The sequence below is a fragment of the Marinospirillum sp. genome (genome assembly GCF_044810985.1).
Lineage (GTDB): Bacteria > Pseudomonadota > Gammaproteobacteria > Pseudomonadales > Halomonadaceae > Marinospirillum.
In genome coordinates, this window is sequence record NZ_CP085242.1 from 2309803 (window position 1) to 2327527 (window position 17725).

At 53.8% G+C, this 17725-nt stretch carries 17 protein-coding genes; 6 read left to right on the forward strand and 11 right to left on the reverse strand.

All coding sequences use genetic code 11. The features are described from left to right. Positions 1-264 precede the first annotated feature (264 nt). Genes LG323_RS10840 through dksA form a run of 5 tightly spaced genes read right to left on the reverse strand, consistent with a single transcriptional unit; the run spans position 265 to position 6132 of the window. Complete coding sequence (locus tag LG323_RS10840; RefSeq protein WP_404415987.1) at positions 265-1692, reverse strand: sigma-54-dependent transcriptional regulator; 1428 nt, start codon at positions 1690-1692, stop codon at positions 265-267. Next, positions 1670-4621, reverse strand: coding sequence for an ATP-binding protein (locus tag LG323_RS10845; RefSeq protein ID WP_404415990.1), 2952 nt, complete (start codon positions 4619-4621; stop codon positions 1670-1672). The genes LG323_RS10840 and LG323_RS10845 overlap by 23 nt, the downstream gene beginning before the upstream one ends. Positions 4622-4639: 18 nt before the next feature. After that, positions 4640-4810 (reverse strand): hypothetical protein, encoded by a 171-nt coding sequence (locus LG323_RS10850; RefSeq protein WP_310695798.1) that lies wholly within the window; start codon positions 4808-4810, stop codon positions 4640-4642. Further along, positions 4792-5694 carry a tRNA glutamyl-Q(34) synthetase GluQRS gene (gene gluQRS, locus LG323_RS10855; RefSeq protein WP_404415994.1) on the reverse strand — a complete coding sequence of 301 codons (903 nt, stop codon included), beginning with the start codon at positions 5692-5694 and terminating at the stop codon, positions 4792-4794. Before gluQRS ends, LG323_RS10850 begins: the two co-directional genes overlap by 19 nt. After that, complete coding sequence (gene dksA, locus LG323_RS10860; protein ID WP_310695796.1) at positions 5695-6132, reverse strand: RNA polymerase-binding protein DksA; 438 nt, start codon at positions 6130-6132, stop codon at positions 5695-5697. It lies immediately after the preceding gene. A 176-nt stretch (positions 6133-6308) separates the two neighbouring features. On the opposite strand from dksA, the gene LG323_RS10865 reads away from it, so the two are divergent. Then, the gene (locus LG323_RS10865; protein WP_404415999.1) at positions 6309-7169 is read left to right on the forward strand and encodes a ChaN family lipoprotein; all 861 of its coding nucleotides are present in this window, start codon (positions 6309-6311) and stop codon (positions 7167-7169) included. Positions 7170-7183: 14 nt separating this feature from the next. Here LG323_RS10865 and LG323_RS10870 read toward each other — a convergent pair whose 3' ends face one another. The 5 genes from LG323_RS10870 to hemJ are packed head-to-tail and all read right to left on the reverse strand — an operon-like array spanning position 7184 to position 11972. After that, positions 7184-8755: an AAA family ATPase gene (locus LG323_RS10870; protein ID WP_404416002.1), complete on the reverse strand. Its 1572-nt coding sequence runs from the start codon at positions 8753-8755 to the stop codon at positions 7184-7186. After that, positions 8755-10050, reverse strand: a complete 1296-nt coding sequence (hemL, locus tag LG323_RS10875; RefSeq protein ID WP_404416005.1) for a glutamate-1-semialdehyde 2,1-aminomutase — start codon at positions 10048-10050, stop codon at positions 8755-8757. The genes LG323_RS10870 and hemL overlap by 1 nt, the downstream gene beginning before the upstream one ends. Next, a complete protein-coding gene (thiE, locus tag LG323_RS10880; protein WP_404416008.1) occupies positions 10025-10717 on the reverse strand; it encodes a thiamine phosphate synthase in 693 nt (230 codons plus the stop codon). Before thiE ends, hemL begins: the two co-directional genes overlap by 26 nt. Continuing rightward, positions 10710-11531 (reverse strand): hydroxymethylpyrimidine/phosphomethylpyrimidine kinase, encoded by an 822-nt coding sequence (locus LG323_RS10885; protein ID WP_404416011.1) that lies wholly within the window; start codon positions 11529-11531, stop codon positions 10710-10712. The genes thiE and LG323_RS10885 overlap by 8 nt, the downstream gene beginning before the upstream one ends. Positions 11532-11534: 3 nt before the next feature. After that, a complete protein-coding gene (gene hemJ, locus LG323_RS10890; RefSeq protein WP_404416014.1) occupies positions 11535-11972 on the reverse strand; it encodes a protoporphyrinogen oxidase HemJ in 438 nt (145 codons plus the stop codon). A 175-nt stretch (positions 11973-12147) separates the two neighbouring features. On the opposite strand from hemJ, the gene argC reads away from it, so the two are divergent. The 4 genes from argC (at position 12148) to erpA (ending at position 14980) form a co-directional block, all read left to right on the forward strand. Beyond that, on the forward strand, positions 12148-13197 hold the full coding sequence (gene argC / locus LG323_RS10895; RefSeq protein ID WP_310695789.1) for an N-acetyl-gamma-glutamyl-phosphate reductase: 1050 nt from the start codon (positions 12148-12150) through the stop codon (positions 13195-13197). Positions 13198-13231: 34 nt separating this feature from the next. Further along, positions 13232-13969, forward strand: coding sequence for a DUF6776 family protein (locus tag LG323_RS10900; protein WP_310695788.1), 738 nt, complete (start codon positions 13232-13234; stop codon positions 13967-13969). After that, positions 13970-14518: a polymer-forming cytoskeletal protein gene (locus LG323_RS10905; RefSeq protein WP_310695787.1), complete on the forward strand. Its 549-nt coding sequence runs from the start codon at positions 13970-13972 to the stop codon at positions 14516-14518. It abuts the gene before it with no gap. Positions 14519-14626: 108 nt separating this feature from the next. Beyond that, positions 14627-14980, forward strand: a complete 354-nt coding sequence (gene erpA / locus LG323_RS10910; RefSeq protein WP_404416019.1) for an iron-sulfur cluster insertion protein ErpA — start codon at positions 14627-14629, stop codon at positions 14978-14980. On the opposite strand, the gene LG323_RS10915 is transcribed toward erpA, so the two are convergent. Next, positions 14977-16092: an anhydro-N-acetylmuramic acid kinase gene (locus tag LG323_RS10915; RefSeq protein ID WP_404416022.1), complete on the reverse strand. Its 1116-nt coding sequence runs from the start codon at positions 16090-16092 to the stop codon at positions 14977-14979. The genes erpA and LG323_RS10915 overlap by 4 nt on opposite strands. A 110-nt stretch (positions 16093-16202) precedes the next feature. Here LG323_RS10915 and tyrS point away from each other — a divergent pair, with 110 nt between their 5' ends. Beyond that, entirely contained in the window at positions 16203-17402 is a 1200-nt protein-coding gene (gene tyrS / locus LG323_RS10920; protein ID WP_404416025.1) for a tyrosine--tRNA ligase, read from the forward strand. Positions 17403-17725 lie beyond the last annotated feature (323 nt).

The following is a 17725-nucleotide window of genomic DNA, read 5'->3' on the forward strand; positions in this document are numbered from 1 at the left end:
GTTGTTTTTGTTTTTGGAAGTCGGTTCGGCCAGGTGCAGTGTTGTTTTTGTTGTTGCTGCCACTCTGGTGCCGGTGTTCTTGTTATTCTTGCTCTGTATGTAAGCTCGATGCGTGCCAGAAAATAGAAAAACCATTAATATCAGTTATTTATCTTTATTTGGGCCTGTTGGGGGAGCTTTGTTCCCTGGAAGTGTTACCCGGATAGGGCCTGTCGAAAGTAAAAGTTGAGTTTATCGGTAACACCCCACTTCAAGCCCTTGTGTCTACTTGCTGGTGGCCGATTTACGACGCGGAATGCCCAAGCGCTGGCGTCTTTCCCATAAGCATTTGCGGGAGATGCCGAGCTTTTTGGCCAGTTCGGTTTCACTCATTTGGTCTTCATTTTCGTGCACAAAACGTACGAAGTAGTCTTCCAGGGAGAGATCATCGGCTGGCAGATGGGCCGGGTCATGATCCGCGTCAGCAAATTGGCTGCTCTGGGGTTTGGGTTCGGTAAAACTGCTGCTGACAAAGCTGGCTTTTTTGACACTGTTGGCCTGGGGCAGTTGCAGATCCTCAGCATGCAAAAGCGTATCGTCAGCAAGTATCACCGCTCTTTCGACGCGATTCTCCAGCTCACGGACATTACCGGGCCAGGAGTAGCTGAGCAGGGCATTGCGGGCCGATTTGGAAAAACGTGCCTGGGGTTTGCCCAATCGTTGACAGCTTTTGTTCAGCAGAAAGTCGGCCAGCAAGAGAACATCATCGCCTCTTTCGCTGAGGCAGGGCAGCTCCAGCTCAACCACATTAAGACGGTAATAGAGGTCGAGGCGGAACTTGCCTTGATCGACCAGGGTTTTAATGTCCCTGTGCGTGGCAGCAAGAAGGCGGACATCCACCTTGCGCGATTCCACCGAACCCAGACGGCGTATTTCGCCTTCCTGAAGAACACGTAGAAGACGCGCCTGAGCTTCCAGGGGGAGTTCACCAATTTCATCCAGAAAAAGACTGCCACCATCGGCGGCTTCAATCAGGCCGTTACGGCTGGCGTTTGCCCCGGTAAAGGCCCCTTTCTCATGACCAAAAAGCTCGGATTCAATCAGGGTTTCGGGGATGGCTGCACAGTTGACGGAAATCAGGGGGGCATTTTTTCTGGGGCTGAGGTCATGCAGGGCCCGGGCCACCAGTTCTTTACCGGTTCCTGATTCACCGAAAATCAATACCCGGCAATCGTAGGGTGCTACCTTGTGAATTTGCTGGAAGACGGCCTGCATCAAGTCGCTTTCACCCAGCATACCGGCCATGGACGTTTCCTGATCTTTGGCTTCGGTGCCGGGCTGGCCAGCTTCTTCCTGGCTTTTCTGGCGACGGTGCTGGCTGAGAATGTGGTTAACGGCCGTGAGCATTTCATCATGGTCAAAGGGCTTGGCAATATAGTCCACAGCCCCTTGCTTCATGGCATCCACGGCTGAGCGCAGGCTGGCATAGCTGGTCATGATCAAGACCGGAGTCTGTTGGTTGATCAGCTCTGTTCCGGCTTCACCGGGAAGGCGCAGATCACTGATGATCAGGTCAAAGCTGTGGGCGTCCAGCTGGCTTCTGGCCTCGGGGACGGTGCCTGCTTCACTGATCTGGAAGCCATTGCGCTCCAGCAGGCGTCGCAAGGCTGAACGGATGATTCCTTCGTCTTCAACGATCAGAATATGACTCATGGTCGTCAGGCTTCTCCTGGCTGGATAGAGGTAAAGGAAAGCGGCACTGAAAACAGCTGCCCAAGCCGAGTAAAGGGCTGGGACTGAGGACGGTGACCTGCCCAGCATGTTCTTCGACAATACTATAAACCAGTGCCAGACCCAAGCCGGTTCCTTCCCCGGCTTCCTTGGTCGTGAAAAAAGGCTCGAAAAGGTGCTCCAGTTCCTGCTCGGGAATGCCGCAACCATCATCATGGATTTCCACCCGCACTTCCTGGTCCTGTCGATAAGCAGTACAGATGATTTGCCCCTGCTCTTGTGTGGCATCCCGGGCATTGGCAACTAGATTAACAAAGACCTGCACCAGGCGCTGGGTGTCTCCCCGAATCACAAGGTCTGTAGGGCAGGTGTTCTGGTAGCTGCGGTTACGGCCGCTGGGGCTTAATGAAATCAGGTTGATGGCTTCATCCAGAGCACTGTGCAGATCAACGGCTTCAAACTGGCGGACATCTCTATGGCGGCCGGCATGAGAAAAACTCACCAGCGACTGGACAATGCGTGTGATTCGCTGGGTGAGCTGTAAAATCTGCAAGCTGGTTTCGCGGACGGCTTCCGGGTCTTCGGCATCATACTTCAGGTTCTGTGCCAGAGAGGAAATCCCGGTGACCGGATTGCCGATTTCATGAGCGACACCGGCGGCCAGCCGACCGATAGAAGCCAGACGCTCATTGTGAATCAGCTCATCCTCCAGGCGTTTGAAGTCGCTCTGGTCTTCAACCAGCAATACGGTGCCGCCCATTAAGGCCGCAGGGTCATCCAGACGGGCTTTATGCAGGCTGAGCCAGAGGCGCTGGCCGCTCACTTCCAGAGGTTGACGGTAGAGCTGCAAACGGTCATCTTCCAGGAAACTGTCCAGAGCCTGATTCCAGGGTGGTGGCAGGTGGCGGATGCGGGAACCAATGACTTCATCGCCACTGATGCCGGTCAGCTCTTCCATGGCCCGGTTCCACATCAGCACCTCCTGATCCCGGCCCAGGGTACAGATCCCCACAGGCAAATAGAGCAGCGTCTGGCGATGATGACGCCTGAGTTTGTCCAGCTCTCGGGCCATGCCAGTCAGCCGCGAGCGATAGTCTTCCAGGTGTCTTTCGACAAAGTGAATGTCGTTATCATTGTCGGTATCCGCTGTTTTCCAGGGCAGGTGGCGATCAATAATCTCCTGGGCAACGGCAGGCCCCATCATGCCGGAGAGGTTGGCCTGAATACGGTCACGCAGACGTCGCATGGCGTAGGGGCGGGCATCCTGTTCACTGAGGTTCAGCTCGGCCAGAGCCCGGGCAACCTCTTGTTGTGCTGTGGTCTGGCCCAGGGGAATGCTTAAGAAACGGATCATGTCAGCAGGATTGCGGGCTTGAAGCTGCAGGCGCTTGGGATGCAGGAGGGAATCCTGGGAGCAGGCCTGGGCACCAATTTTTTCTTCTTCACTGGGCTCGGTGGTCAGGGAAATTGAAATGAAGGCCAGAATATTCAGGGTGATGGAAATCAGGGTAATGGTGTACCAGTCATCAATACCCCTGAGTTCCAGAGTGCCGCCTATCCAGGCCAGCTCCTGAACACCGAACATCAGCGGCAGTCCCAGACCCACAAACCAGGTCCCAAAACCCAGCAGCAAACCGGCCAGAAGGCCTTTGCGGTTGGCTGAAGGCCAGTAAAGCAAGGCCAGGATGCCGGGTAAAAACTGCAGGGTGCCAATAAAGGCTGACAGGCCCAGGGTGGCCAGATCATGCTTGACGCTGAGTACCAGATACACCAGGTAAGCAACAAAGATCAGGCTGGCAATCAACAGACGGCGCATCCAGACCAGCCAGTAGTAGATATCAAAGCGGGCTGGAGGTTGATAGACGGCCAGCACCAGATGGTTCAACAGCATGGGGGCCAGGGCCAGGGTCATGACAATGATGGTGCCACTGGCAGCAGCCAGCCCGGCGATGAAAGAAAGCAGTGTCCAGTAGCCACCCAGGGCAAGACTGGCATACTCTGCGGGCAGCTGACTTTCCAGAGCCTGGTGTGCCCAAAAGATGACCGGAACAGGAAGTGCCAGCAGCAACAGGAAGAGCGGCAGCATCCAGGTGGCCTGCATCAGGGCCTCTTCGGAAGGGTTTTCTGTGAAGATGATATGAAAAATATGCGGCATGGAGACGGCCGTTGCGAAAAACAGCAGCAAAAGGGTGCGCCACTGGTTGTCTTCAAGTGGCTGGACGGCCGTTGCCAGGCTGTCGCCATTAACCTGCAGCCACTTTTCCAGACCCTCAAAACCACCAAACACGCTGTAGAGGGTGATGCCGCCCAGAATCAGAAAGGCAATCAGCTTGACCAGGGATTCCAGGGCTATGGCCACCAACAGGCTTTCATGGCGTTCGCGCAGGGAAATATGACGGGCACCGAAGAGTATGGCAAAGAGGGTAATGACGGCGCAGAAAACAAACGCCAGATGATAAGGGGAAGACTCATTGGTGAGTAGATGAATGACATCCCCGATCGCCTGTATCTGCAGGGCCAGCAGAGGCATGCTGCCAAATAACAGACCCAGGGTAACCAGCATGCCCACCCAGCGGCTGCGGTAGCGAAAAGCCAGCAGATCGGGCAGGGAGGTCAACTGGTAGGTGCGAGTCAGCCGCAGCAGTGGCAGCAGTAAGACCGGTGCCAGGACAAAGGCTCCGGCAATACCCAGGTAGTAGGTCAGATAGCCATAACCATAGCGTTCAGCCATGCCAAAGGAGCCATAAAAGGCCCAGGCACTGGCATACATGCCCAGGGCCAGTACATAGATCAGTGGATGGCGAACGAGGCGCTGCGGAAGCCAGCCTTTTTCCACAACCCAGGCACAGGCAAACAGGATGGACAGATAGCCAACACCGAGAAGAAAAACCTGGGTAAGAGTGAAGCTCATGGTTGGATGGCAGCCCGGTTAAAGTTGTTCAAGACGGCGTTTTTGTTCCAGCCAAAGAGTGGCCGCAATCAGCCCCGCCCAGATCAAAAAGGGTTTGTACCATTCAATGCTGCCCCAGGGCACCAGAAACCAGGGAGAAAAAAGGTAGCCCAGAGAAACCAGAACCAGCACTAGTCGGTAGAAGTACATGCCTGGATAGACTCCTCTTTAAGGTGTGCAACCCTGGGAACCCGGTTCAGTTGCCAATGACTAACAGCCCAGTTCAGCAGGTCGTGTGGGTTTTCTTTACGCCAGTCTTTCAATACCGGCTGGTTCAGGGCAAGCAGGGCCCGATAAAGCAATTCACTGGCATTCCGGGTTTCAATAGCCGGTGCTAAATTCTGTTTGGAGAGTTTTTGTCCGGAGGCATTCACTATAACGGGTAGGTGGCTGTAATGAAAAGGGCGGGTGTCAGGTTGCAGGCAGTTCAGCAAATTGATTTGCCAGGGTGTCGAGTCCAGTAGATCAATGCCCCGCACCACCTGGGTAACTCCCTGCTCCAGATCATCCACCGTCACGGCCAGCTGGTAGGCCCAGAAACCGTCCTTGCGTTTGATTACGACATCACCAAGTTGGCTGAGTGGCCAGGACTGTAAGCCTTGCACACCATCCAGCCATTCTGCTGTTAATTCCGGATTGACAGCAAAGCGCCAGGCCAGGGGGCGTTCGGGGTGACGGGGAGCCTGGCGGCAGTAGCCGGGGTAAGGGGTGAGTCCAGCCAGTTCTTTACGGGTGCAACTGCAGGGGAAGGCCTGTCCCTGGTTTTGTAAAGTTTCCAGTGCCGAGGAGTAGGCTTCAGAGCGCTGGCTCTGGTAAACCACCGGGCCGTCCCAGGTCAGGCCCAGATCTTCCAGGGTTTGCAGAATCCGATCACTGGCACCGGGCATTTCACGAGGTGGGTCCAGATCTTCCATGCGCACCAGCCACTGGCCCTGGTGACTGCGCGCATCCAGCCAGCTCGCCAGGGCAGTGACCAGCGAGCCGAAATGCAGCGGCCCCGATGGGGTCGGGGCAAAGCGGCCTACATACTGCATTTACCCGCCGATCTGCTTTTCCTTGATTTCAGCCAGGCTTTTGCAATCAACACAGAGGGTGGCTGTGGGCCTGGCTTCCAGGCGACGAATCCCAATATCAATGCCGCAGGCATCGCAAAAACCATAGTCACCCTCATCAATTTTCTCGAGAGTTTCATTGATCTTTTTGATCAGTTTGCGTTCACGGTCACGGGTCCGCAATTCCAGGCTGAATTCTTCTTCCTGGGTGGCCCGGTCCGCAGGGTCGGCAAAATTGCTGGCATCTTCCTTGAGGTGCTGCACAGTCCGATCAACCTCTTCCATAAGCTCCTGTTTCCAATTCAACAGCAGCTGGCGAAAGTGTGCCAGCTGGTCGTCGTTCATGTATTCTTCCCCTTCAGCAGGCTGATAGGGAACAAAGTCCTGATGGGTTTCAAGTTGTTGATTACTTTCTGGCATAACCGCGCCTCGCGACTTATTAAATATCCTGTTCCGGCAACTGCCGAATGAAAAAGACTAGCTTATTTACTGGAATCTCCGGAAGATTGCAAGGTAAAGCTGCAGTAACCTGGGAGGTAAAACGGTTGAAGCAATACGAATTTTCACCTATTCGTGTCGGTATAAGACTGATATTAATGATTTTTCTGTGTGGCCTCCTGGCTTTTTACGGAACTGCATTTGCGCAGCAGTCACCTTCTTTAACAGGAAAAATCTGGTCGGTCAGATCCGGGGAGTTTGTTCAACCTGAACAGCTCAGCCGCGAGCTGGATTCGGGAAGCTGGCTGTTTCTGGGAGAGCAGCATGACCACCCGGAACACCAGCGCCTGGCGACTGACTGGTTGAAAAAGCTGGATGCCCAGAACCGCCTGGGAGTGCTGGCGCTGGAGATGGCCCGCCAGAGTCAACAGGAGTATCTGGATGCAGCTCTTGGAGCCAGGGAAGTTGACCCCGAGTCCCTGAACTGGTCCGAAGGCTGGCCCTGGCAGCGTTATGCTGATCTGGTGATCGAGGGCCTGGCCCGTTCACAGCGGGTTGTGGGCGTGGATCTGGATCGTGATGATCAGCGTAAGGCTTATCGGGAGGGGGCCGCACGCCCGGCCGTTAGTGAGGCTCAGGCCGCTGCTCTGGATGAACTGATTTTTCAGGGGCATTGTGAAATCCTGCCCAGAGAGCGGTTGCCCCAGATGCGACAGGTGCAGTTGGCCAGAGACCAGGCCATGGCAGAAGCTCTGGCCCGGTTTTCAGGCACTGAGGGTGTGAGCCTTTTTGTCACCGGGGCCGTGCATGCCCGTTTGGATCTGGGTGTGCCCCGCTGGCTTCCCGGAGAGGTTAAGGTCACCAGTGTCTTGATGCAGGAAGTGGACAAGCAGCGTCAGCAACCGGAAGACTATTTACCCGAGACGGTGGACGGTCTGCCGGCTGCTGATTTTTTGTGGTTTACTCCTGCACTTCCAGATACGGACCCTTGTGAAGAGTTGCGCCAGAACCACTCATGAACCTCAAGGTGGTTTCAGCCTTCCAGTTTGAGGTGATCCCTGATCAGCTTGACCAGTGTCTGGCTGGCAGCCGGGGCATCGGTGTCCACAGTGACTGCGCAACCGAGTTCATCTTCATTGAGTGGTTCCCTGCTGGCCAGTTGCTGCTCCAGTACGGCCAGGTCAGCCTCGGCAACCTTTTCACCTTCCTGCTGGCGCTTGGTGATGCGCCGCCTCAGGGTGGCTTCATCCGCCTTGAGGGCAATAATCAGTGAGGGCAGACCCAGGTTTTCGGCGACATCTCTCAGACGGTCACGCTGGGCGCGTTTGAGATTGGTGGCATCCAGGGTAACCGGGTGGCAGGAACGCAGCACCTGATCAGCCAGATCGGAAAGCCTCTGGTAGGTTTGTTCACTGGCTTCAGGTGTATAAATACCGGACGCAACAGCTGAGTGGCTGTTGGCCTGAGCATCCAGGCCAAAAAGCCGCTTGCGCTCAACATCGGAGCGGATACGAATCCCCCCCAGTTCCCTGACAATATTTTCCGTCAGGGTGCTTTTCCCGCTGCCGGAAACCCCGTAGGTGATCATCAGATAGGGTGAATTAAAGTCCGTGTAGCTTTCCGCCAGATCGGTATAGCTGCGGTACTGGCGGATAACGGCGGCCTTGTCTTCATCATCCAGGCCGGGTTGACCGAGTCGGAAGAGATTGATTTTGGCGCGTACCAGTGCCCGGTAAACCTTGTAGAAGCAAAGCAATTGCAGGCTTTCATAGTCACCGGTTTTTTCCAGATAGTGGTTCAGGGTGATGTTGGCCAGCTGCTTGAGGCCACGATCTTCCAGATCCATCAAGAGGAAGGCCAGGTCACTGATGACATCACACCAGCGAAAGCCGGGATTGAACTCAATGCAATCAAAAGCCACCACCTTGCCCTGCCAGAGGGTGGCATTGCCCAGGTGCAGGTCACCGTGGCATTCACGGACAAAGCCATCGGCATGGCGCTGGTTGAAGGTGTCTTTAAGGCGCTCGAAGGTGTCCACTGACCAGTCTTCCAGCAACTTTAGCTGCTTGAGAGCCTCCTCATCATCCAGCAGACCCCGGATCTGCTCAAAGTTTTGCTGCGCGGGTGCCCAGATGGCCTCGGCGGTTCCCAGGTCATCAGGCGGCTGGTGACCCGCAAGCTGTTGGTGAAATTCAGCAATTTCATCGGAGAGTTGCAGCAGGTGCTCTTCCTTGAGTTCGCCGCGTTGCTGAAGGGCATTGAGCAGCTGGCTGTCATCAAATTGGCGCATTTTCAGGGTGTATTCAAAGGGATCACTGGCATCGCCAATACGGGGTGCTTCCGAAGTGCCGGAAATAGGCAGGACCTCCAGATACAGCTCGGGAGCCAGGCGCTGGTTGAGCTGCATTTCCAGTTCCAGAAAGTGTTTGCGTTTGTCCAGAGAGGAGTAGTCCAGAAAACCGAAATCCACCGGTTTTTTGATCTTGTAGGCAAAGTCACCGGTCAGCAGTACCCAGGATATGTGGGTCTCCCGCACCTGGATGGCTTCCGCTGGATGCGGGAAAGCAGCCGAGGTTTTCAGAGTCTGGATCAGGGTGTCGGTCATCACTTTGCTCCTGCCTTGAGTTGGGCGAAGGCTTTTTCAGCAGCGGCCAGGGTGAATTCCAGTTCTTCCTCACCATGTGCAGCGGAAACAAAGCTGGCCTCATAAGCAGAAGGAGCCAGGTAAACCCCCTGATCCAGCATGGCATGAAAGAATTGCTTGAACTGCTCCAGGTTGCACTGGGTGGCCTCAGAAAAGGTGGTGACGGTGGCTGCATCAGTAAAGAAGATGCCGAACATACCTCCGGCCTGTTGAGTAACCAGGGGAATGCCCGCAGCCTTGGCCCTGGCTTCCAGGCCGGTACAGAGCTTGTGAGTAAAATCACTGAGCTGTTGGTGAAAACCGGGCTGGCGCAATTTGCTTAAAAGAGCAATGCCTGCCGCCATGGCCAGAGGGTTGCCGGACAGAGTGCCCGCCTGGTAAACCGGTCCCATCGGAGACAGTTGGTTCATGACTTCTTCCTTGCCGCCAAAAGCACCGACGGGAAGGCCACCACCGACAATTTTGCCCAGGGTGGTGAGATCAGGAGTGATTTGATAAGCCTCCTGGGCGCCGCCCAGAGCCACACGAAAGCCGGACATGACTTCATCGAAAATCAGCAGGGCACCACTGTCATCACAGACTTCACGCAGAGTTTCCAGAAAACCGGGCTGGGGCGGAATGCAGTTCATGTTACCCGCAACCGGTTCAACAATAATGCAGGCAATCTGATCACCCAGCTCCTTGAAGCACTCGCGCACACCTTCGGCATCGTTGAAGGTCAGCGTCAGGGTATGTTTGGCAAAGTCTTCAGGCACACCGGGGGAAGTGGGGACACCAAAAGTCAGAGCGCCGGAACCGGCTTTGACCAACAGGGAATCACTGTGGCCGTGGTAGCAGCCCTCGAACTTGACGATCTTGTCGCGACCGGTAAAGCCACGCGCCAGGCGAATAGCACTCATGGTGGCTTCCGTGCCGGAATTAACCATGCGCACCCGGTCCATGGAAGGAACCAACTCACAAATCAACTCGGCCATTTCGGTTTCCAGGCCGGTGGGCGCACCATAAGAAAGCCCCAGGTCCAGGCGTGAGCGCACGGCATTCAGCACATCAGGATCGGCATGGCCAGTGATCATAGGGCCCCAGGAGCCGACATAATCCAGATAGCGGCGATCGTCTTCATCCACCATGTAGGCACCTTCAGCCTTCTTGATGAACAGGGGGGTGCCGCCGACACTTTTAAAAGCACGCACTGGCGAATTGACACCGCCGGGAATGGACTTCTGGGCGCGTTCAAAAAGTTCTGCTGAGCGAGTCATGATGTACCTCGGTTGGTGATGAATTGGGATAGGAGTTTTCAAGAGCCTGGTGATAATTGCGTACGGCTTCTTCGGGATCGGGCTGTGCAAAGATACCTTCCACAGCGGCAATGAGTTCGGCTCCGGCAGCCTGGATTGCTGCCGCTCTGGCCGGCGTGTTGATCCCCCCGATCGCCACGAGAGGAAGTCCAAGATGGGCTGCACGGGCAAAGATTTCGGGGCGGGCAGCAGGAGCAAAGGGTTTGGTTTGCGAGGGGTAGCAGCGACCAAAAGCCAGGTAGTCCGCACCCTCGGCTACAGCCTGCTCAGCCAGCTCCAGGTTGGCATGGCAGGTGCGGCCTATTAGCGCCTGGCGCCCCAGAAACTCGCGGGCATGAAGTAGAGAGCCGTCATCCTGGCCCAGATGGACGCCTTCAGCCAGACAGGCTTTGGCCAATTGCACATCATCGTTAATGATCAGGGGCGTTGAGTAGTTTTTGCACAAATCCGCCAGCACCCGGGCTTGACGCAGTGCTTTGCTGGCATCGGCCTGCTTGTCACGATACTGAAGGCAGGCCAGACCACCTCGCAAGGCTGCTTCAACCGCATCAAAAAGCTGGGTGTCATCGGGTAGAAGATGGCTATCAGTAATGGCATAGATCCCTTGTAGAGGGTGATATCTAAGCATGCTGGTTATCCTTGATTCGCAAAGGCAAGTGCTGACCTTCACTGAGTTGCAAAGCCTGTTTCAAGCTGTGCCAGGTGAAATCCTGGGCAAGGTTGGAAGCGATTTCCAGAGACTCACCTCTTGCCAGGAGTGCCGCCAGAGCGGCTGCCAGGGTGCAGCCGGAACCATGATATTCATGGGGAAGGCGAGGCCAACGACTGATTATAACGGAAGAGTTGAGAGAGGTGTAAAGCTGGTTGCGAACCGCCTGGGTTTCGGCATGCGTACCGGTCACCAAAACCGCTTTGCAACCGCGCCGGATCAGCTCTCTGGCTTTCTGGGCAGTGGCGGCAGGCCGTGGGGCAAGAAGTGCCAGTTCAGGCAGGTTGGGTGTGATCACACTGGCCAGGGGAAGCAGATGCTCCAGAAAATGCTCAAGCTGGGAAGCATCCAGAAAGCTTTGACCGGAAGTGCTGCTCACCACCGGATCGAGGATCAGGGGGATATCAGGATGACGCTGTAGCCACTCAACCAAGACCTGCTGGATTTCCAGGCTGCCAAGCACGCCCAGCTTGATGGCTTTGGGCCTTAGATCACGGGTCAGGGTCTCGAGTTGTTCGGCAAACACCTCTGCACTCTGGGGGTAAACCCGGTCAACCTGATGGGTGTTCTGGCTGGTGGTTGCAGTAATCAGGGTCAGCGGCCAGGCCTTCAAAGCCAGCAGGGATTGGCTGTCAGCTATAATACCGGCTCCGCTGCAGGGGTCGTGCCCACCTATGGCAAGAACACAGGGGTAGCTTTTTTGAAAGTGTTGATTGATTCCAGGCTCAAGCATGGTTCACCAGGGTTTAATAACGGCCAGTAGGACAATGAAAATCAGCAGGAACACCGGCAGCTCATTGAACACCCGATACCAGACGTGAGTCTGCTGATTCCGGTCTTCGGCAAAGCGTTTGAGCAGATGGCCGCACCAGAAGTGATAAATGAGCAGGAGGACAACCAGCAAGAGCTTGGCATGCATCCAGCCCTGCTGCATATAGCCGGAAAAGTTGAGGCTGAGTAAACCCAGTCCCAGCAAAACAACGGCCAGCATGGAAGGCATCATGATGCCACGATAAAGCTTGCGCTCCATGATTTTGAACCGTTCACTTGCTTTGTTGTCTTCTTCCTGAAGTGCCAGGGTGTGATAGACGTACAAACGAGGCAAATAAAAAAGTGCGGCAAACCAAGTGACTATGGCCATTATATGAAAGGCCTTTAACCAGAGATAACTCATGCTGCCCCTTGAATTCAATAAAAGGCTTAGCATACCTTAACTGACGGGTACGAAGTAAGCGGTAGCAAATTGTTACCTGAAGAGCATCAAAAAGGTGACATACATGCAAGCTGATTTTGTGTATGATTCAGCGCTAAACTTTTGATTGATATTGACAGTTCGTGTGGAGGTGAAAGTGATCAATTTGGGGATAGTGGGTGGAACCGGTTATACAGGTGTCGAGCTTCTTCGCCTCCTGGCCGTGCATCCCGAAGCCAATGTAAAAGTGATTACTTCACGCTCAGATGCAGGCACCCCTGTTGCTGACATGTTCCCCAGTCTGAGGGATCACTACAAGGAGCTGCGCTTTTCAGAGCCCGATGCTGAAGCCTTGGCTGCATGCGATTTGGTGTTTTTTGCCACTCCGCACGGTGTCGCCCATGCCCTGGCTGCCGATCTGCTGGCTGCCGGTACACGGGTCGTGGATCTTTCCGCCGACTTTCGCCTTCAGGATGCTGCTGAATGGGCAAAATGGTATGGCCAGCCCCATGGCGCTCCCGAGCTTTTACCCCAGGCCGTTTACGGCTTGCCGGAAGTGACCCGGGAAAAAATACAGCAGGCCCGCCTGATAGCTGTTCCCGGCTGTTACCCGACAGCTGTGCAACTGGGCTTGATCCCCTTGCTTGAGAAAAAACTGATTGCCACCCAGGGTATTATTGCCGATTGCAAGTCGGGCGTGTCTGGTGCCGGCCGCAGTGCCAAAGTGGGTTCGCTTTTCTGCGAGTCTGCAGAAAGCATGAAAGCCTATTCTGTGGGTAAGCATCGCCATCATCCTGAGATCACCCAGGGTTTGTCACTGGCAGCCGCTGAACCTGTGGGCATTACTTTTGTGCCTCATCTGACCCCCATGATTCGCGGCATTCATGCCACGCTTTATGTACACCTGAAGCCTGAGCAGCAGCAAATGAGTAATGCCGAACTGCAGGCTGTTTTTGAAGAACGCTATAAGGATGAACCCTGTGTGGATGTAATGCCCTGGGAATCCTGCCCGGAAACCCGCAGTGTCAAGGGAGCCAATATTTGTCGTTTGGCACTGCACCGGCCGCATGGGAGTGATCTGCTGGTGGTACTGGCCGTTATTGATAATCTGGTTAAGGGTGCCAGTGGCCAGGCGGTTCAAAATATGAATATTATGTTTGGCTTGGATGAGTCAACCGGTTTAAAGTTTGCAGGCTTATTGCCTTGAACTTTGGAGCTTTTTTGTTTTTGGATACAGAACAATGAATACAGGACAACATGAGCGCCTTGAAATAGTAGCCTACAGTCCGCTCAAGCGCTTTTTGGTACGGGCAGTGATTGCTCTTATTATGCTTGCGCTGGGTGTGGGTGGTTACTATTACGGTCGCTGGAGTATCTGGCATGAACGCGGTACCGCTGTGATCGAGCGGGATGAGCTGCGCGTGGTGACTCGTGAGCAGGAAGAAGAACTCAAGGAATTACGCCGTCGGGTCTTGGTCACGGAAAGCAGCAATGCTGTTGATCGTCGCGCCTACCGGGAAGTCCAGCAGACTGTATTGAATCTCAATGCGCGAATTGCGCAACTGGAAAATGAACTGCACTTTTATCAGCGGGTGATGGCACCGGAAAAAGTGGATCAGGGTTTGCGCATCGACAGCTTTGATTTGAAGCCAACGGAAGTGGATGGGGCCTACGAATATCAGTTGGTCATTACCCAGGTCACGGATAACAATACCTTTATTGAAGGGCGGGCATTGGTCAGTATTATTGGTAAGCGTGGCGAAACCCAGAATGTGACGATCCCACTGAAAGATGTTTCTTCTGACGTAGACGACTTAAGTGTGCGCTTCAGATTCCGCTTCTTCCAGAATGTTGCCGGGCAGCTACAGTTGCCCGAAGATTTCGAGCCTGAAAAAGTCCAGGTCATACTGCAATCAACCGGAAGAAAAGCTATGCGTATTGAACAAGAATTTGATTGGTCTACCCAGGAGGCCCTGTAAATGTTTGGTAAAAACGCTCCTCCAAGCAACCATTTTGACACCCTGATTTCCAGCAAGGCCGAAATTGTTGGCGATATCCATTTTTCGGGTGGGCTGCACGTTGATGGAAAGGTTTATGGCAACATCATTGCTGATGATGACTCAAAAGCTGTGCTACGCATCAGTGACAAGGGTGTTGTTGAAGGTGAGGTGTCTGTACCCCATGTGATCGTCAATGGTGGCGTGGTGGGTGATGTGCACTCCTGTGAACACATAGAGCTGGCTGCCAAAGCTGCTGTGAAAGGAAATATCTTCTATAACACCATAGAAATGGTGATGGGTGCTCAGGTGGATGGCCGTATGGCGCATCGCTATAAAAACCTGAAAGGCAGTGAAAAACCCAAGATGCCCAAACAGGTCACACGGGAAAAACCTCAACCTTCCATGGCGCCCGTCAATGACCCGAAAAAAGAAGACAAAATTCAGCCCAAGCCAGCCGTAGCCTCAGGTGCCCCAGCCCCTGCTGCTGATAAATCTGTACCTCCTGTCAAAGGCGGTGTGGATAAGTAAGGGTGGAGCTCCCAGCAGTGGCCCTAGGGTCGTTGCTGGGCAGGCTTATACTTGACTAAATTACTTGGTTAAGGCAGACTGCCGAGTCAGATTAATGGAGTTTCCTTTATGACTTCTGCAGTAAGTTTTGTTCCTCAGGCGCTTTTAGTTACCCCGGCTGCAGTAGCCAAGCTGAAGGCCCTGATCAGTGAAGAGCAGAATCCCAGCCTGGTCTTGAGAGTTTATGTGACCGGTGGGGGTTGCTCTGGTTTTCAATACGGTTTTGATTTTGCTGAAGCTATTCAGGAAGACGACACCGTGGTTGAGGAGCAGGGTGCGCGCTTTGTGCTGGATGCTTTGAGTTACCCCTACCTGGTTGGCTCCACTTTGGACTATATGGAGGGACTGGAAGGGTCGCGCTTTACGCTGACCAACCCCAATGCCAGCACTACCTGTGGTTGTGGCTCCTCCTTTTCCATTTAAGCTGGATAAAATCCACCTAGAACTCTTGGCCCTTGTGCCCCTGTTGCACTGGGGAGATTGCCGGGTTTATTAAGCAGATGCTGCTGGGCAAGCCAGGCAAAAGCGGCCGCTTCCACATCCTGGGGCGGCAAGCCTGCGCTCTCTGTAGTTGCGACGCTTCGGGGTCGGGCCAGTCCGGTGATTCTTTCCATTAAATAGGTGTTTTTACTTCCCCCTCCACAGATCAAAACCCGGGCCTTCTGCTGTGGGTCAAGCTGCTGTATGGCCTGACAAAGACTGGCAGCCGTCAATTCCACCAGCGTGGCTTGAATATCGGCGGCGTTCAAATTCTGTGCATCATTTTCCTCAAGCTGTCTCTCCAACCAGGCAAGATTAAACATTTCACGCCCGGTGCTCTTTGGATAGGGAGCACTGAAATAGGCTTCCTTGAGCAGTTGATCCAGAAGTTTCTGGTTTGCCTGACCGCTTCTGGCCCAATGGCCATTTTCATCCTGCTTGGTTCCCCGGTGTTTACAGCACCAGGCATCAAGTAGCAGATTGGCGGGCCCGGTATCAAAGCCCAGGGATTCCTGTGCCGGATTGCAGGGCAGCCAGGTGAGATTGGCAATACCGCCCAGATTAACAATTATCTGGTCTTCCTTGGCCGAGCTTAAAAAGCCACGGTGAAAAGCAGGAACCAGAGGAGCGCCCTGGCCGCCAGCAGCAAGATCCCGTCGACGAAAATCACAAACAATATTACAGCCGGTCAATTCTGCCAGAAGACTGGGGTCCAAGAGCTGCAGGCTATAACCTATTGCCGGACGGTGCTCCAGGGTTTGACCATGACAGCCCAGTGCTTCAGGCCGGATGCCCGGTGCTTGCTTTTCAAGCTCTTGCCAACAAAGCGCATAATGCCGGGTCAATGCCTGCTCGGCATCAGCAAGATGGGTAAAGCTGATGTTTTCAGACTGGGCAAGATTCAGCAGTCGATCCCGCAACTCGTCGGGGAAAGGGAGACTGCTTCGGGCTAAAACCTGCAATTGGTGGTCGCCGGTGAAGCTGAGCAGCAAGCCATCAACACCATCCAGGCTAGTGCCTGACATCAGACCACCATAAATTTTCCTGTTTGTCATGTGTTGTACCGGCTCTCATTGCGGTTAAGGGTGATGTTATACTCTGCCACAATAAATTTGGGCACACTAGCTGTGTTCCGGCCCCCATCACCGAATTGAAAGGAAAAGCAATGAGCACCACTCAAGAAGCACTTGAGCTGATCAAACGTGGCACCCATGAAATCCTGGTTGAAGATGAACTGGTTAAAAAGCTGGAAGCCGGCAAGCCTTTGCGCATCAAGGCGGGATTTGACCCCACCGCTCCTGACCTTCATCTGGGCCATACGGTGCTGATCAACAAATTGCGTCAGTTCCAGGATCTGGGTCATGAGGTGCTGTTTTTGATTGGTGATTTTACCGGTCGTATTGGTGATCCTACAGGTAAAAACGTAACCCGAAAGCCGCTGACAGAAGCTGAAGTCAAAGCCAATGCCGAAACCTACAAAGAGCAGGTGTTCAAAATTCTGGACCCAGACAAAACCCAGGTTATGTTCAATTCTCATTGGATGGGAGAGATGAACGCAGCAGGTTTGATTGAACTGGCGGCTCAATCTACAGTGGCCCGGATGCTGGAAAGGGATGATTTTGAAAAGCGCTACAAGGGCAACCAGCCCATCGCCATTCATGAGTTTCTTTACCCCTTGATTCAAGGTTATGACTCGGTGGCCATGGATGCTGATGTTGAATTGGGCGGGACGGATCAGAAGTTCAACCTTCTTATGGGTCGCGAAATCCAGAAAAGCAAGGGGCTAGAGCCGCAGGTGGTGATTACCATGCCATTGCTGGAAGGTCTGGATGGCGTACAGAAGATGTCCAAGTCTTTGGGCAACTATGTGGGAATAGATGAAACGCCGGGTGTGATGTTCAATAAAATTGTTTCCATGCCAGACAGTCTAATGTGGCGTTACTTTGAGCTACTGTCTTTTCGCAGCCTGGAAGAAATTGCTGAATTAAAAAAAGAAGTTGAGTCGGGAGCCAACCCTCGTGACATCAAAATCCTTCTGGCGCGCGAGCTGATTACCCGTTTCCATAATGAGGAAGCCGCTGCCAATGCTCACAAGTCTGCGGGCAATCGACTGGCTGAAGGCGAGCTACCCGAAGACCTGCCGGAAGTGGAAGTTGATCTGGAAGGCGAGACTGACCTGCCGATCGTTGCTGTGATCAATCGCGCTGGTTTGACTACCAATGCAGCCCAGGCCAAGGATGCCGTGAAACGCGGCGCAGTCAAGGTTGACCATGAAGAAGTGGCGGGGGATTGCCGCTTGTCCAAGGGCAGCGTACAGGTTATCCAGGTCGGTAAAAAGAAGTATGCACGGGTGCATTTGAAATAGAAATGACATTTCTATTAAAAACCCCTTGCATCTATCATTTTAGTCCCTATAATACGCCTCTCTTGTCGGGCAGGGCTTGTTGAGCCGGGTTGGGCAAGAGGTTTAAGTCTTTGTTTTCAGGTTGTTTTTTTAAGAGATTCTGAAAAATAAAGCTTGACATTGAGGCGCAACTTGATAGAATGTGCGCCTCTTGATTGGAAGGGCTTTTAGTCGCTTTTAATCAACGCTCTTTAAGAATGAAGCATCAGGTACATTCATGTGGGCGCTTGCGGGATGGTTTGTGGCGCTGCACTTTTTCTCGGAAAAGGCAGTTCAGTCAACAA

Coding starts and splice junctions, on each gene's coding strand:
- LG323_RS10840 (WP_404415987.1), bottom strand. CDS start 1,692: ATGAGTCATATTCTGATCGTTGAAGACGAAGGAATCATCCGTTCAGCC.
- LG323_RS10845 (WP_404415990.1), bottom strand. CDS start 4,621: ATGAGCTTCACTCTTACCCAGGTTTTTCTTCTCGGTGTTGGCTATCTG.
- LG323_RS10850 (WP_310695798.1), bottom strand. CDS start 4,810: ATGTACTTCTACCGACTAGTGCTGGTTCTGGTTTCTCTGGGCTACCTT.
- gluQRS (WP_404415994.1), bottom strand. CDS start 5,694: ATGCAGTATGTAGGCCGCTTTGCCCCGACCCCATCGGGGCCGCTGCAT.
- dksA (WP_310695796.1), bottom strand. CDS start 6,132: ATGCCAGAAAGTAATCAACAACTTGAAACCCATCAGGACTTTGTTCCC.
- LG323_RS10865 (WP_404415999.1), top strand. CDS start 6,309: ATGATTTTTCTGTGTGGCCTCCTGGCTTTTTACGGAACTGCATTTGCG.
- LG323_RS10870 (WP_404416002.1), bottom strand. CDS start 8,755: ATGACCGACACCCTGATCCAGACTCTGAAAACCTCGGCTGCTTTCCCG.
- hemL (WP_404416005.1), bottom strand. CDS start 10,050: ATGACTCGCTCAGCAGAACTTTTTGAACGCGCCCAGAAGTCCATTCCC.
- thiE (WP_404416008.1), bottom strand. CDS start 10,717: ATGCTTAGATATCACCCTCTACAAGGGATCTATGCCATTACTGATAGC.
- LG323_RS10885 (WP_404416011.1), bottom strand. CDS start 11,531: ATGCTTGAGCCTGGAATCAATCAACACTTTCAAAAAAGCTACCCCTGT.
- hemJ (WP_404416014.1), bottom strand. CDS start 11,972: ATGAGTTATCTCTGGTTAAAGGCCTTTCATATAATGGCCATAGTCACT.
- LG323_RS10900 (WP_310695788.1), top strand. CDS start 13,232: ATGAATACAGGACAACATGAGCGCCTTGAAATAGTAGCCTACAGTCCG.
- LG323_RS10905 (WP_310695787.1), top strand. CDS start 13,970: ATGTTTGGTAAAAACGCTCCTCCAAGCAACCATTTTGACACCCTGATT.
- erpA (WP_404416019.1), top strand. CDS start 14,627: ATGACTTCTGCAGTAAGTTTTGTTCCTCAGGCGCTTTTAGTTACCCCG.
- LG323_RS10915 (WP_404416022.1), bottom strand. CDS start 16,092: ATGACAAACAGGAAAATTTATGGTGGTCTGATGTCAGGCACTAGCCTG.
- tyrS (WP_404416025.1), top strand. CDS start 16,203: ATGAGCACCACTCAAGAAGCACTTGAGCTGATCAAACGTGGCACCCAT.